This window comes from Fibrisoma montanum (genome assembly GCF_003583365.1).
Lineage (GTDB): Bacteria > Bacteroidota > Bacteroidia > Cytophagales > Spirosomataceae > Fibrisoma > Fibrisoma montanum.
In genome coordinates this window covers 21,042-36,376 of sequence record NZ_QXED01000012.1, presented here as the reverse complement: position 1 = coordinate 36,376, position 15,335 = coordinate 21,042, and the positions used below count along the sequence as shown (strand labels likewise).

General features: G+C 53.7%; 13 protein-coding genes. 4 read left to right on the top strand and 9 right to left on the bottom strand.

The window, feature by feature from the left end; genetic code table 11:
* Window positions 1–17 precede the first annotated feature (17 nt).
* From DYU11_RS28820 to DYU11_RS28785, 8 genes are all read right to left on the bottom strand, one after another.
* Window positions 18–1,676 carry a TolC family protein gene (locus tag DYU11_RS28820; RefSeq protein ID WP_119671211.1) on the bottom strand — a complete coding sequence of 553 codons (1,659 nt, stop codon included), beginning with the start codon at window positions 1,674–1,676 and terminating at the stop codon, window positions 18–20.
* Window positions 1,673–2,305 (bottom strand): TetR/AcrR family transcriptional regulator, encoded by a 633-nt coding sequence (locus tag DYU11_RS28815; protein ID WP_119671210.1) that lies wholly within the window; start codon window positions 2,303–2,305, stop codon window positions 1,673–1,675. Before DYU11_RS28815 ends, DYU11_RS28820 begins: the two co-directional genes overlap by 4 nt.
* A 171-nt stretch (window positions 2,306–2,476) precedes the next feature.
* The gene (locus DYU11_RS28810) at window positions 2,477–3,484 is read right to left on the bottom strand and encodes a substrate-binding domain-containing protein (protein ID WP_119671209.1); all 1,008 of its coding nucleotides are present in this window, start codon (window positions 3,482–3,484) and stop codon (window positions 2,477–2,479) included.
* Between the two features lie 46 nt (window positions 3,485–3,530).
* On the bottom strand, window positions 3,531–4,535 hold the full coding sequence (locus tag DYU11_RS28805; protein WP_229366102.1) for an ABC transporter permease: 1,005 nt from the start codon (window positions 4,533–4,535) through the stop codon (window positions 3,531–3,533).
* Window position 4,536: 1 nt separating this feature from the next.
* Window positions 4,537–5,940, bottom strand: a complete 1,404-nt coding sequence (locus DYU11_RS28800) for a glycoside hydrolase family 140 protein (protein WP_119671208.1) — start codon at window positions 5,938–5,940, stop codon at window positions 4,537–4,539.
* 69 nt (window positions 5,941–6,009) lie between these two features.
* A complete protein-coding gene (locus DYU11_RS28795; RefSeq protein WP_119671207.1) occupies window positions 6,010–6,843 on the bottom strand; it encodes a phosphogluconate dehydrogenase C-terminal domain-containing protein in 834 nt (277 codons plus the stop codon).
* Entirely contained in the window at window positions 6,840–7,691 is an 852-nt protein-coding gene (locus tag DYU11_RS28790; protein ID WP_119671206.1) for a sugar phosphate isomerase/epimerase family protein, read from the bottom strand. The genes DYU11_RS28795 and DYU11_RS28790 overlap by 4 nt, the downstream gene beginning before the upstream one ends.
* Complete coding sequence (locus DYU11_RS28785) at window positions 7,688–8,692, bottom strand: GntR family transcriptional regulator (protein ID WP_119671205.1); 1,005 nt, start codon at window positions 8,690–8,692, stop codon at window positions 7,688–7,690. The genes DYU11_RS28790 and DYU11_RS28785 overlap by 4 nt, the downstream gene beginning before the upstream one ends.
* A gap of 94 nt (window positions 8,693–8,786) precedes the next feature.
* Here DYU11_RS28785 and DYU11_RS28780 point away from each other — a divergent pair, with 94 nt between their 5' ends.
* From DYU11_RS28780 to DYU11_RS28770, 3 genes are read left to right on the top strand one after another with little or no spacing between them, the layout of a single operon-like run.
* A complete protein-coding gene (locus DYU11_RS28780) occupies window positions 8,787–9,827 on the top strand; it encodes a Gfo/Idh/MocA family protein (RefSeq protein WP_119671204.1) in 1,041 nt (346 codons plus the stop codon).
* 3 nt (window positions 9,828–9,830) lie between these two features.
* Window positions 9,831–11,297, top strand: coding sequence for a sugar ABC transporter ATP-binding protein (locus DYU11_RS28775; protein ID WP_119671203.1), 1,467 nt, complete (start codon window positions 9,831–9,833; stop codon window positions 11,295–11,297).
* Window positions 11,298–11,340: 43 nt separating this feature from the next.
* Window positions 11,341–12,870 (top strand): D-apionate lactonase family protein, encoded by a 1,530-nt coding sequence (locus DYU11_RS28770; protein ID WP_119671202.1) that lies wholly within the window; start codon window positions 11,341–11,343, stop codon window positions 12,868–12,870.
* A gap of 78 nt (window positions 12,871–12,948) precedes the next feature.
* On the opposite strand, the gene recF is transcribed toward DYU11_RS28770, so the two are convergent.
* Window positions 12,949–14,049 carry a DNA replication/repair protein RecF gene (recF, locus tag DYU11_RS28765; RefSeq protein ID WP_119671201.1) on the bottom strand — a complete coding sequence of 367 codons (1,101 nt, stop codon included), beginning with the start codon at window positions 14,047–14,049 and terminating at the stop codon, window positions 12,949–12,951.
* Window positions 14,050–14,275: 226 nt separating this feature from the next.
* On the opposite strand from recF, the gene pdhA reads away from it, so the two are divergent.
* The gene (gene pdhA, locus DYU11_RS28760) at window positions 14,276–15,319 is read left to right on the top strand and encodes a pyruvate dehydrogenase (acetyl-transferring) E1 component subunit alpha (RefSeq protein WP_119671200.1); all 1,044 of its coding nucleotides are present in this window, start codon (window positions 14,276–14,278) and stop codon (window positions 15,317–15,319) included.
* Window positions 15,320–15,335: the final 16 nt, after the last annotated feature.

The following is a 15,335-nucleotide window of genomic DNA, read 5'->3' as shown; positions in this document are numbered from 1 at the left end:
CGTAGTTTTCAGAGTGTTTAGTTTACGCCGGTGTATAGCCGTCCCAGCGCTTTGTCCTGATCAACCTTGGCAATCAGGAAGTCGTATAAGGATGCGAAATAGTTTGTCTGGGCTTCGCGCAGGGAGGCTTCGGCATTCAATACTTCAATGCTCGACCCTACGCCTTCTTTGTATTTGATCCGGGTTACGCGCACAATCTCTTCGGCCAGATCGCGGTTGCGTTGCTGGGTCTGAAGCGTTTGCAAACCGTTCCGGAGCGTAATGCTGGCCTGGCGGATTTGCAGATCGATGGAGTTCCGGAGCAGTTCGCCACTGTTCTGGGCTTTCTGCAACGTGATGCGCTTCTGAGCGATCTGGTTCTTCTTCTGGAATCCGTCGAAAATGGGAACCTGAAGGCTAATACCCAGCGTCGAGAAATTGAACCAGGGTGTCGTAACCAACTGATCGATTTTGTTGCGCCCGGTATTGTAGCCGTAGTTGGCAAAGGCAGCCAGGGTAGGGTAGTACCCCTTTTGCGTAACCTCTATATCCTGTTCGGCCAGTTTAATCTGGGTTTCCAGCGTCGAATATTCAATACGCGAGCCGTACTGAAACGTCGGGTCCGGCGAAATCAACGGCCGCAGGTCATCAGCGGTTCGGTCCTGGAGTTGTTCGGCCAGGGTGATCTCGTCATTAACACCCAGTCCCATCTGAAACTTCAGCAGAGCATAACTCAACTCGATCAGGTTCTGTACGTTCTGTCGCTCGGCTTTCAGGTTGTTGGCCTGTACTTCCAGCCGCTGCACGTCCAGCTTTTCAACGAACCCCTGGTTGTTAAGTGCCCGGGTTTCGATCAACAGCGTATCGATCCGGTTGATGTTATAGTCCAGTAGTTTGGCTCGCTCCAGGGATACAAGCACACTGTAATAGGCTTTGGCGACCTGCTCGGCTACCGTTACCTTGGTGGCCTGAAGGTTGCGCTGGGCCAGTTCGCGATACGTAGCAGCCGCCCGTAAACCGACGTTCAGACTGGCGCTATACAGCACTTGGTTCAGGTTGATGGTCGCGTTGCCTGAATAATTCACCCCGAACTGAACCGGTATAGCCGGCGCATCGGCGGGTGCGTTCTGATCAAAAAAAACTGCCGGCAGAAACGCCCGTTGAATGATCAGGTTATCCGTAAGCGACGCACTACCCGCAACCTGGGGCAACGCCGACGCCTTGATCTCACGAATGCGAGCTTCGGCACTTACGGCATCAAGCTTGCCGTTTCGCACGTTTACGTTCGTTTCGACAGCGAAGTCAATCGCTTCCTGAAGCGTAAACCGCTTGCCGGTTCCCGCCTGATTCGTTGGCTTTAATCCGGTTGGTGCCGGTCCCAGTCCTGAATTAAACGTCGAGATTACGCCCGGTTGGAGATTAACCGGCCCGTCGGGCGACGATAGACCCGGTGAGCCAGTCGTTACGTTGGCACCCGGCTGCGACGGTACGTTGACACCGGTACCGGGCGTTGTGCCGGGCTGGGCCACTACCGACCCTGTTCCGGCGGGCTGCTGAGCGCCGGGTTGCTGACCGCTGGCCGCGGCTCCGGTTGGTTGCTGGCCAACGGACGGTTGCGTAGGCACCTGTGCCCACACACCCAGCCAGCCAGACAACAGCCAAAGCGCGGCAATCTGGAATGTACGAGTTGTTTTCATGCGTTAGGTTGTACTCGTTCTACTTCGTGTTTGAATTGATTGAGGTATTGGTTGTAAACTGCAAAGCCTTTTTCGGTGAGTATCCCCCGTACGAAGTGATGCATCAGCTCGCGCTGCACTTCGAGCATATCGTACTTGTTGGTAGGAAAGAAGTCATTGTTAAACGCCCATTCAATTTGTTCGGCACGCAGACGGGCTAAGATAGGTGGGTTTATATCGCTCCTGTATAGACCTTGATCAATACCTTTTTGTATATTTTCAAGAATTGAGCGCATGATGTAATTCTCTTTGTGCTGTTTGTACAGAGCAAACGCGTCGGGATAGTGCCGCTGAATATCAATCAGAAAGTTAGGACTTACCTGACCACTGTTTTTCCGCATCATGTCAAGCACCATTAAAATTTCTTCGACCGGGTTTGTCGCATGAACAGTCAGGCAATCGGCTTTTGTCTCGCTGTCAGTGATTTTTCCGCTGATTACCTGCTGAAGAATTTCTTGCTTATCGCTGAAGTGCTGATAGATCGTCTTTTTTGAGATCCCTAACCGCCGGGCGATGTCTTCCATCGTTACCGATCGTACTCCGTACTTCCAGAATAATTGTTCAGCCTCAGCCAGTATACGCTCTTTCATTTATCAGGAAATAGAACTTTTACAAGGTGAACTCTGGAAACTCAAAGATAGTTCTGAGTTTCCTGTTTATTTTCTGTTAAATGACGAACGGCCTGAATTCAGGTGCGAACCCACAAAAAAACCCGACGAACCGCCAGGGGTGTCGGGCTGTAATCCATACGGTAGGTACAATTATTTCCTGATCAAAAATTCGTTCACATTATCCTTTGTAATTCTGATCAGGCCAGTGTTAATTTCATACGGTACGTTCGTCAGTCCGGCTTTGGCATCGTTGGCCGACAACTTATTTGTCTGGTGGACCATATCATACAGAAACTGCGCTCCGTACCAGGTAAAGAGTTCGCGTTTCTGACCGGCCAGCATTTGAATGACGCCGTCTCTAACCAATTGCAGATGCTCCGGCTCCCAGTCGACGGTGGTGATCTTGACCTTACCTGCCTTGCCTGCTTCCCGCACCGCCAGCGCCATGCCCGGCCCGGAGTTGGAATCAAAGCCGCAAAGGCCGGCGAGGTCGGGGTGGGCAGCCAGCAAATCGGACGTAATGCGAGCGGCTTCCTCAACGTTCGCCTTGTCGTCGTACTTACCAACCACTTCGATGCGAGGGTACTTTTTGAATACGTCGAGTAACCCCCGAAAACCATCTTCCATGTTGGTCAGGCCTAGTATACCCATATAAGCGACCTTACCTTTTCCATTGATGAGCCGGGCCATTTCTTCGCCCTGCATCTTACCGATCTCATACCAGTCGGTTCCCAGAAAGGCGTGGCGGTTTGAGTTCGGGATATCCGAATCATACACGACCGTCGGAATACCGGCGGCCACCGCTTTGTTGATCACGGGCGCAATAGCCGGATCAGTGCCGTTGATGAGCAGACCAGCCGGCCGGGTTCCAATCACTTCTTCGATGGTGTTAATCTGGGCAGGAACATCCCACTCTGCCGGGCCAAGGATTGATACCCTGACCCCTCGTGCCTGACCCCACCGCCGGAACGTTGCCTGGTCGTGGTTAACGTACATCGGCATGGTCACGGCCGTGGTAATCATCACGTACTCTTCGTCCGTACGGCCTTCGGCAGCGGTTGCTTCGGCCGTGCGCAAAGCTGCGTTCGTCTGCGCCTGCCGGGGTGGTAGTTCGCAGGCGGTAGCAAGCAGCAGAAAGGCAAGCGTTATCTTTTTCATGCTAACGAGTTGTTAACCCCACGAAACGTCAAGAATCCAGAGCTGCTCATACAGAAGTGACTTTTTTTGTGCCCTGCTCCATGTTCTTTGACCCTCCGTGATTGGACCGCTTTATAGAACTCCGTCTTTGCACCAGCAGATCCGTCCAGACGGCAGTGATCAGGATCAGGCCGAGGATGATTTCCTGCCAGTAGCCCGATACCCGCGCCAGGATCATGATGTTGCTGACAAGCCCCATGAACACGGCTCCCAGCAACGCACCGATGATACGTCCCTGACCACCGGTCAGGCTGGCTCCCCCCAGAATTGCGGCCGTGATGACCCGTAGTTCCAACCCCCGCCCGGATGTTGACAAAGCCGCACCTAATCGGGATGCGAGCAGTATACCCGCGATACCGGCCAGCGTGGAGGTAAGCATGAAACCGTACATCTTCATCCGTTTGACGCGAATACCCGACAGATCGGCCGCCCGTTCGTTGCCGCCGATGTAATAATAACGCCGGAAGAACACCGACTTATCCATCAGGAACGAAAACACCGCTACAACCAGCAGCATATACCAGACCGGCATTTGCACCCCCAATAACCGCGATTGTCCGATAGCGCCGAACCAGTAGGGGAGGTTCTGAATACCGGAGCCGCTCACCATGAGCGCTCCTCCACGAACAATCCCCATCATGGCCAGCGTCTGAATCATGGGGTTGATCCCCTGGTAGGCAATCAGGTAACCGTTGACAGCACCGATGAGCGTAGATGCCCCTAACGCCGACAGAATAGCCAGCGGTACCGGCCAATTCAGGAAGAACATCAGGTAAGCCGCCAGACCGCCCGAGAACGCCACCACCGAGCCAACCGACAGATCAAACACGCCCGTGACCAGGAGCAGCATCATGCCAACCGCCACGATGCTGTCGATGGACAGGTTCAGCACCACCTGACTCATGTTACCGAATGTGGGGAAGGTTTGCGGAAAAATAACCGCAGCACCAATTCCAACGAGCACAATCGTCAGGGCAAGGGTGTATACCCGATCTTGTAAGAGCTTAGCCATGTTACGGATTCATCGTAAGCATTGGATACTGTTTAGCGGCATCGTCGAGGATGAGTACCCAGTCCTGACCATATCCGGCCGATGGCGGTGCAAACTTCTGCTGTCCTTTATTCGAAAACGAACCGGCCTGCTTTACCTCGCCTTTGCGTGGATCAAACCAGTAGGCAATTACCTGACCGCCCAAGATCTTACCCATGTTGACCGTAAACGGCTTACCGGCCGACGAATACACGAACGCGTAGTCTTTACCCCGGGTGGCCTGGATGCGCTCCGCAGGCGGGTAGTTGTTTTCTACCAGCAGCGACTGATCCGGCACCCGATCCAGCATTGGGCGAGACTCCATCAGCTTTCGGACGAACTTCATCTGGTTGGCACCCGGCAACTCCAGCGCGTCGTACCAGGCCATGTGCGGTCCGTTGATCGGCTCGCGGCCGGGTGCGTACATCTGCCAGATGTCATGGCAACCATAGGTATGACCGTGCGCACCGGCAAACAAATCGAGGTATGCCGCTTTCCGTACGTCCAGTGTGTTCGATGTGCCTAATTCCCTGGCATTGAAACAGACCGGGTGATCTTCGTAGATCGGCTCAGCGTCCATGGTCGGTTTAGTCGGCTGACGGTTGTACGAGGTCGTGATGTGGTCGTACACGGGCGTATCGCGGCAGTGCCCATTCTGGTGCATGTTGAAATCGAGCCAGCTATCCTGACCAAACCACTTCGACGCACCACCATCCTGTACAGAGTTTGGCTGGGGATGGAACGTCATCAGCGCTTTATCGGCTCCGCCAACGCCTTCCTGAATGCCTTCTGCCATGGCCCGCCATACAGCTACGTCCTGCGAACCTTCCCGCGGGTTACGGTCTCCCCCCAGCACCCAGATAATGTTTTGACGATCCTTGTATCGGTTGCCCATGTAATGGCCGTACGTCCGGGCGGTTTGCGTCGTGAAAATTTCCGGGCCTTTGCCCCAGCGATCTTTGAATACTTTGTCTCCCCAGGTGGGCAACAAACCGATGACCAGGCCGTATTCAGCGGCTTTATCAATGATGTAGTCGACGTGTTTGAAGTACGCTTCGTTGGGTGTCGTCGGGTCGTTGTTGAGCAGAGGCTTATCGCCATTGGAATTTGGATCATTAAGCCCATCCAGCTCGGCCAATGCCACGGCCTGAACAACGGTGAAGCCTTGCTCTGCCCGGCGCTTGAGGTACCGATCGGCTTGTTCGCGGTTCGTGCGGTGGAAAAGCTCCCAGGCCGTGTCGCCCAGGTAAAAGAACGGCGTACCGTCCTGATGCACCAGATAGCGTTTGTTATCAGATACTTTCAGGGGCCCGTGCGCAAACGGCTTCTGAGCCATGGCCAGTCCCTGCAAGGCAAGAAGTCCGGCTAGGAGGATGTATTTTTTCATGGGTAAGGGTCAGTTTTTACCGGCGGGCGATTGAAACAAAGGTCTGTTAAACAACCCGCCGGTAGCGAATTACTTCGTCGTAATATCTTTCACCTGCTCGCGAATGTCGTCCATCTCGAAGATGCCTTTCCAGTTGTCCCTGAAGAGAATTGGCTTGGCCCGCTTACTGATCTTGTAAGCCGCATCGGAGAACGTACCGTTCACCTCCTTAAACAGCACCGCAATCTGAATGCGCAGATGCCCCAACACAAAATCGCGGGCGGCTGCTTCGGGAACACCCAGCTCAACAATACGGTCGTAGCCTTCCTTCACCACTTCCATGCAGGTCTGGGCCAGCGTTTCGACCATCGCCGGTTCCAGAATGGCCATCTGTTCGAGGGTGATCCGGTGGGTGTCTTTAATGGGAGCGTACATGTCCTGCGCCACTTTCTCACCTAGAGCGTAATGATCCTCCGTGCCGTGCATCAACGCTACCACGATCGATTGTTTAGCCGAAATGCCGCCGTAAAAATCGCGGAAGGCCTGCTCGGTCGGTTCCCAGTTGAATACCGATGGGTGGCAGGGGTGGGCAATAACGTAGCCCAGATCGTCGCGGTGAGCAATGACGCCATCGAGGGGAGCCGCCGGGTCGAGAGTCATAACCAGCGCGTCTGGTTTCATCTGCGGAATGATCTCTTCCGAAATTCTGCCGATCGCTACGTCAGGAACCGCCAGAATCACGACGTCAGCATCGGCCACGGATTCGGCCTGCTGACTTACCGAAACACCCCGTTGCCGAAGATTCTCAATGCCCTGCTGACTCACCTCCAGATATGCCAGGTCATAGGCCGGTATTTTCAGAAAGTTGTCGGTCAGGCGGCAGCCCATTTTGCCACCCGCCCCAACCAATGCGATTTTTGTCATGTATGTAAGGTTAAAGAATTATCGGTGAAAAGTGTCAGGGTTCGTAAGTACGCCAGGCTTTCCTCAGCCCAGCGCTGCTCCTTCGGTATCGTTTCTCTGATGTCTTCTTCCGGAACGACCCACTGCTCCAGAATAGCCGTCTGACAACGGCCGTACTGTCCAACCTGCTCAACCAGCCACGGTACGTTCAGCATACCTTGCCCGGCGGGTCGGCCGTCGATCTGAAAGCCCATCTGATGCGGCAGTCGCTCGATGCCGAAGTCTTTCAGGTGCAGGTTAACCGTGTAGGGTGCCAGTGTTTCCACGACCTCCTCCAGCCCTTCGCCAGCCCCCATGGAATTGACCGAGTCCAGACAGATGCCAACGTTGTCGCTACCGACGCGTTCTATAATCCGGGCAAACTCCCGGGCTTTTAGCCGGTCGTGGTTTTCAAGCGCCAGGGTGATCCGGTGGCGGTGGAGTAGGGGAGAGGCCTCTTTCAGCAGGCTCACTACGTCATCAACCGGTGGTTCATAGTCGGCCCTGTCAATTACGAACCGAAGCAGGTGCGCATCTACCCGAAGGGCAATCTCAACGTACCGCTCCAGGTGTTCGACGGTTAAGCCGCGGGCACCTACTTCCAGATCAATTTTTGCCTCCAGCGCCCGTTGGTACAAGGCTTCCAGTTGCTCTGTCGACAAGTCATGCAAGGGCAGATTATCCCCAAACTGAACCAGCCCGATACCAAACGCTTTGGCCCGGTCAAGAAGCGCCTGCTCGTTCAGATGGGCAGCCGGGCGGTTAGCGGGTGTACCGACCGCCCAGCCGTAGGTGTATGTGCTGATCCCTAACTGCATACGTCCACTCATAGCGATTTTCGTAAAATCAAGCCCCCCGGATTCTCAATCTGCATCCTCAGCCGTTCGGAGATGAGTCGGCCGGCGGTTCGACCCATCTCCGCAAAGTCCGTTGAGATTACCGTGATGCCACCTTCCAGAATCTCCTTCATCGGTGTATCATCGTATGAAATAAGCCCGATGTCTTCGCCCAGTTTCCAGCCGCGCTGGTTCACCTGCCGGACAAACCGGACTAAGTCCAGATCGGCAAATAACAGGTACGCTTCGCCCGGCCAGACCAATTCGTCCGAGTAACTTTCTACCACACTACACGGCATATTGTGGTCGCGACCAAACCGCTTGAAACCCGTAATGATCCCTCTTGGAACATACTGAAACTGACCCTCGGCCAGCACCAGGGTCAAGCGATGGTAATGCCGGATGCGATCCAGGCCAGCCACCAACGCGGTATAAACATCCTGCTCGAACGGTTGATAAACAGCCGCGTATTCCCCCTTCAGCATTGGAATGTTCTGGTCGATGATCAGCAGCTTATCGGCCGGTATCAGGCCCACCGTTTCCGATACATCTTCATTGAAATGGGGCATCACGACGTAGTAGTTATATCGCCCGGTATTGTTACGAATCAGGCTGTCGAAAACCTCCCGGTTGTAATGATGAAAGAAAACGCTGAACGCTGTATCCGCCGGCAGCGACGCTTTGAACGCGTAATACAGTGTTTCTTTATAAGCGTTCAACGTATCGAACAGCACGAATACATTCAGCGCGGTTCGCACCTCGGTAGAGGCTACGTAGAAACCCTTCCCATGCTGGGCTATGATAACGCCCCGCTGCCGCAGTTCCTCATAGGCCTTGGCGACTGTCACCCGCGCGATCTGCTGACTGTCAGATAGCTCCGTAATGGATGGCAGCTGCTGGCCGTGCACCATCGCTCCACTTTCAATGGCGTTAACGACCGCATCAATAATTTGTCGGTACTTAGGCGTGTTTGTTATCGTGTCAATCTGTATCACAAATTCAAAAATCAGTACATTTGTTAAGTGCGGTACAGTAGAGTAGAGTAGAGTTTTGCGAAGCTACGACTTTTAGTATTTATTTAGCAAGAAGATGCAAAAATTAAAGTTTGCTGTAATTGGTACGGGCTTTTGGTCAACGTATCAGATAGCCGCCTGGCGCGAACTGCACGGCATTGAACTCATAGCCTCCTATAACCGGACCCGGCAACGAGCCGAATCCGTAGCGCAGCAGTTTGGCATTCCTCATGTCTACGACGACGTTGACGAGCTGCTGGATCGCCACGCTGACGAACTTGATTTTGTAGACATCATCACCGACGTAGACACCCACTCTCTCTTTACAGAAAAAGCGGCTAAACGGGGCCTCGACGTAATCTGCCAGAAGCCGATGGGCCCCAACCGTGATGCGGCCCGCCAGATGGTCAAGACCTGCCAGGATGCGGGCGTGCGCTTCTATGTTCACGAAAATTTCCGGTGGCAAACGCCCATTCGTCACCTGAAAGCTGTGCTGGATGCTGGGATTATCGGCCGACCATTCAAAGCGCGGGTTTCGTTTTGTTCGGCGTTTCCGGTGTTCGACAACCAGCCGTTTCTGGCCGAACTGGATAAGTTTATTCTTACCGACATTGGCTCCCACATTCTGGACATCTGTCGTTTTCTGTTCGGTGAGGCTCAATCATTGTATTGCCAGACAGCGCGGGTTAATCCCGGAATAAAAGGCGAAGATGTGGCCAATGTCTTACTGAAAATGAGCACCGGCGTTACCTGTTACGCCGAGATGTCGTATGCATCCCTGCTCGAAAAGGAAGCGTTTCCACAAACGTTGGTCAGCGTAGAGGGTGAGCTCGGCTCCGTGCTGCTGACCAACGACTTTGTGATCAAAACGACTACTCGTGGGGCAGACGGACAGCGCAAGACCGAACAGCGGATCGCCAATCCGCCGGCTTACGCCTGGGCAGACCCGGCTTATGCCGTTGTTCACTCGTCTATTGTCGACTGTAATCGTAATATCCTGAACGATTTACAAGGCGATGGCAAAGCCGAAACAACCGGCGACGATAATCTGAAGACGGTCGAACTGGTTTATGCAGCGTATGATTCAGCGGCTCAAAACAGGGTGATTCACTTTTAAGGTATGCTTCAACTCGTCGACATCAGCAAGCAGTTTCCCGGTGTGAAAGCGCTGGATGGTGTATCATTTGACGTTCGGCCGGGCGAAGTTCACGCGCTGTGTGGTGAGAACGGTGCCGGTAAAAGCACTCTACTTAATATTCTGACGGGAAACCTTCAGCCAGACGGCGGTAGTATCAACCTGAACGGCGAGGCTGTAACTATAACGGGCCCAGCTCACGCGACCAGGCTTGGGTTAGCCATCGTTTACCAGCAGTTGAGCCTGATCGATGGACTATCGGTGGCCGAAAACATATTTGCCAACCGGCAACCGCATAATCGCTGGGGTTTGGTTGATTACCGGACGCTGAACGATTTAGCGCGGGATCTTTTGCAGCAGTTGAACGTAACCGACATACAACCCGAGACGGCAGTAGGTCGGCTATCACCGGGGCAAAAGCAGATGGTCGAAATTGCCAAAGCGTTATCGCAGAACCCCGACATTTTACTGCTGGACGAACCGACGGCCTCGATCACCGAGCGCGAAACCCAGACGCTGTTTCAACTGATTCGCCAACTGAAAGCGGGGGGGAAAGCGATCGTTTACATTTCGCACCGACTGAACGAAATCTTCGCTATTGCTGACCGTGTCTCGGTGCTGAAAGACGGTCGGTATCAGGGAACGTGGCCCGTGTCCGACATTACGTCGGAGCAACTCATCCGGCACATGGTTGGCCGTGATATAACCACCACGCGAACCCGCTCTTCGGCAACGGATGAGGTGCTGCTCGCCGTCGAAAACTTGTCGGGCGTCGGCTTTACTGATATTAGTTTTCAGCTTCGCCGGGGTGAAATACTGGGCTTAGCGGGTCTGGTTGGTGCGGGACGCACGGAAATTGCCCGCGCGATCTTCGGGGCTGATCGGACTCACAGCGGCACTGTTCGGCTGAAAGGCGAATCGATACACGTAGAACACCCCGCCGACGCCTTCAAACTCGGCATTGGCTATCTGCCGGAAGAACGTAAAACGCTAGGCATTTTCGCTGATCGCTCCGTAGCGGATAATCTGCTGGCTTCCGACCCGCCAACGAGCAAAACCGGCTGGTATGATGTCCAAGCCGGCCGAATCAATGCCGAGGAATACCGCCAGAAGCTGAACATCCGAACACCATCCGTTTCTGAGAAAATGGCTAACCTCAGCGGGGGAAATCAGCAGAAAGTTGTGCTGGCTCGCTGGCTCCGGACCAACCCCGACGTGCTCATTGTGGATGAGCCAACGCACGGCGTCGATGTGGGAGCCAAAGCCGAGATTTATGACCTGCTCCGAAACGTAGCCGCGCAGGGCAAAGGCGTTCTGCTCATCTCCAGCGAACTACCCGAATTGCTCGCGCTTTCGGACCGGATTCTGGTTGTTCGGGAGGGGCAGCTGAGTGGCGAACTGAACGGTTCTGAAGCCACAGAAGAACAAATTATGGCTCTGGCTACTCATTAACGCCCGATCGTTGTAATCTTTGTCCGTTCAATACCCTTTAGCTATGCTGCTGACTGCCGGTCCTATTCAGGTAATGTACCAAAACGGTTTCCTACGTACGCTAACGGCCAGAGGCCAGGAGGTTCTGCGAATGGTGTACTTCGCTCTTCGCGACCGCGACTGGCAAACAGCCCAGATCCTTTTGTCGGACCAGACCATCGTTAACGAAAACGATTCGTTCGGCATTCGATACAACTGGCAGGTCAATGATCTGGGCATTCAGATGGCGGGGAACGTCCAGATCGACGGGCATACCGACGGCCGCGTTACGTTCGATTTTTACGGCAAAGCGCTGAATACGTTCTGGCGCAACCGGGTCGGCATCTGCGTACTGCATCCGATTGAGGGCGTAGCCGGGCAACCCTGCCTGATCGACAGTCCGCACGAGCAGCAAACCGAATCAACTTTTCCGGACCAGATCAGCCCGCATCAGCCGTTCCTCAACATCAGAGCAATGACCTGGGCAACAACAACCGGGCATTGGTTGCAGCTTGAATTTGAAGGCGACGTGTTTGAAACCGAGGATCAGCGCAATTGGACGGATGCTTCGTATAAAACCTACTCCACCCCGCTCGAACGCCCGTTTCCCGCCGAAGTGCAGGCAGGTACAGAGATTCGTCAGCGGGTTACGTTCCGACCGGTCGAATTAAATGCCGCAACATCGTTCCAGGCCGTTACCTCTCAGCCTGACCTGACAACTGGGCCGTCTGCCTTAAAACCACGCATTGGTCTGGGGTATCGCGCTGATGGCGCTCCTTTGTCATCGATTGAAGTGGAGCAGTTGCAACCACTGAATCTGTCCCACCTGCGGGTAGACGTATTTTTTACCGATGATCAATGGCCACTGAACCTTACCACTGCCCTGCTGGATGCAAAGGCATTGGGAACACCCCTGGAATTAGCTTTGTTTTTCGGCTCAGAACCCGCGATTAATGTACAGCAGCTCGTCGCTTTTTTGCAGGATCAAAGCGCACCCGTTTTGTCAGCCTTGTTGTTTGAATCAGGGACATGGACGACGTCAGATAAGCTTCTGGCCCAGGTTATTCCGGTTTTTCGCGATCATCTGCCCGACGTTAGGCTGGGGGGCGGCACAGATGCCAACTTCGCCGAATTTAATCGTAATCGCTTCGACTACAGTCAGGTTGACTTCGTGACGTTCGCCGTCAATCCACAAGTTCATGCCATCGACGATCAGACACTGATGGAAAACGTAGCGGCCCAGGCCGATGCCGTACGTTCGGCCCAACAGGTGTCGGGTGGCAAACCTGTGCACATTTCAGCTATTACGTTACTTCCACGTTTCAACTCCAGCGCTACGTCAGGAGCAGGGCGCGGAATACCACCCACCGATTCACGGCACAAAACCGAATTCAACGCCGAATGGACACGCCAGAGCCTCGACGTACTAAGCCGGGCTGGGGCTGCTTCCGTCACTTACTTCGAGACGCATGGCCCGCGGGGATTACTCAACGAGGAAGAAATCTACCCGATATTTGAGGTGTTTCGAAGCTTCCAGCTCGATCCGGCCGTCTGACCGAAGGTCTGACGCAATCTCTTGCTGACTGTTGCGTATCGTCAGACCTTCGGTCAGACGATTGGGGTGCCTGACTGATCACTCGCCAATCCGGAAAAATTGGACGTCGGCATTAATTGCCCTGAGCAGCTCTTCCGTACGCTCCGGACGGGCATCGGTGATAAACGTCTGACCGAAGGTCTGACGCTCCATCAGCTCCACCAGCTTGCCAATCCGGCGGTCGTCGAGCTTATCAAAAATATCGTCCAGCAAAAGAATGGGTTTAATTCCCTTCTCGGCCAGAATCTGCTCAAACTGACCCAGCTTGAGGGCGATTACAAACGTTTTTTGCTGGCCTTGTGAACCGAAGCGCTTCAACGCAACGCCGTCGATCTGGAATTCAAAATCATCGCGGTGAACGCCCATCGTTGTGCGTTGCAGCAGCACATCCCGCGATCGATTCTGCTGAAACATATCCGAGAATCCCAGCTTGCCTACATCCGAGTCGTACTGTATCGTCACAGCTTCGCGGGCATCGCTCAGGTACGTGTAGTGGTTTTGAAACTGCGGCAGAAACTCGGTTACGAACCGTTGCCGGCGCTCATAAATGCGTTGTCCGATGGCCAGCAGTGGTTCATCATACGTATCCAGTAGTTCATGATCCACATGCCTCCGTTCGGTAAAGAGTTTAAGAACACTGTTTCGCTGCTTCAAAACCTGCTGATACATCAGGTAATCGCGCAGATAATCAGCGTCCAGCTGCGACAGTACCCCATCGAAGAACTGCCGGCGATCTTCACTATGCTCCCGGACCAGATCCGTATCGTTCGGGGCTACCAGCACGACCGGAAAGCGCCCGATATGCTCACTCACGCGTTCGTACGGCTTCTTATCCGCCATCAGGACCTTACGCTGGCCCCGTTGCAGACTAATCGTGATCTGAACGTGCCGCTCATGGTCTGAGCCTTCGTTTTCGTCGAAAACACCGTCTATGATGAAGTAATCTGACTCGTGCTGAATACTGAGAGCATCCTGTGTCTGAAACGCACTCTTGCTCAGCGACAGAAAGTAAACCGCGTCGAGCAGGTTCGTTTTACCGCTACCATTTGGCCCTACAATCACGTTAACCTGCCGCCCGAACGTAAACCGCCCATCTTCGTAATTCTTAAAATTGGTAAGGCTCAGCTTTTCAAGGTGCATACGTGTGGTGCTTAACGCGATATTGCGTAATTTCGCGGCCGTCAATATGGTTTATCGTTCAACGTTTGTGGTTTATAGTCGATTAAACGTCTGTGTTTGGGCTTAGTTAATTACAAACCTTAAACTACGAACTACAAACTGTTTCAGTTGGCAACAAAGATACGGTCGGTTTGTTAGGTTAGTAGACCGACGAAAACGATTGCTGATTTTACAGAACTCACTCCTCATGGCAAGCGTCAAAGAGAAAGCAAAACAAACTAATAACAAGCCCGCAGCCGCTAAAACCCAGCATCCTAAAGAGCGGTACATGTACTGGTACGAGTCCATGCAGTTGCAGCGGAAGTTTGAGGAAAAAGCCGGCCAGCTTTACGGACAACAAAAAATTCGTGGCTTCTGCCACTTATACATCGGTCAGGAAGCTGCTTCATCAGGTGCCTGCTCTGCCCTGACCAAAGATGACAAATGGATTACAGCTTACCGCGACCACGGTATCCCGCTTGCTCTGGGCTCTGACCCGAAAGCCGTAATGGCTGAGTTGTTTGCCAAGCAAACCGGCTCGTCGAAGGGTAAAGGCGGCTCCATGCACATCTTTGATAAGTCCGTAAACTTCATGGGCGGCCACGGCATTGTGGGCGGTCAGATTCCGCTGGGTGCCGGTATTGCCTTCGCCGAAAAGTATAACAAGACGCAGAACCTGTGCATCTGCTTCATGGGCGATGGAGCCGTACGGCAGGGTGCTTTCCACGAAGCCTTCAACATGGCGATGCTGTGGAAACTGCCCGTAATCTTTGTGGTAGAAAACAACGGGTATGCCATGGGTACATCGGTGGCCCGTACGTCGAACGTAACGGATCTGTACACCCTCGGCGAAGCGTATGATATGCCTTCGGAGCCGGTTGATGCTATGGACGTTGAAGCGGTTTACGAAGCCGTTAGCCGGGCTGCTGAGCGGGCCCGGGCCGGCGAAGGACCAACGTATCTGGAGTTCCGTACGTATCGTTACCGCGGTCACTCCATGTCCGATCCGCAGAAATACCGTACGAAAGAAGAGGTTGAGCAGTATAAGCAGCGCGACCCGGTCGAGCAGGTTAAAGCACGCATCCTTGAGCAGGGTATTGCTTCAGAAGATGAACTGAGTGCCATTGACCAGAAGATAAAAGGTATTATCGATGAGTCCGTGAAGTTTGCGGAGGAGTCGCCGTATCCTTCGCCCGACGAAGCGTTTAAAGATGTGTACGTCCAGAAAGATTATCCGTATCTTACGGAATAGCGTTACGCAGCACAGC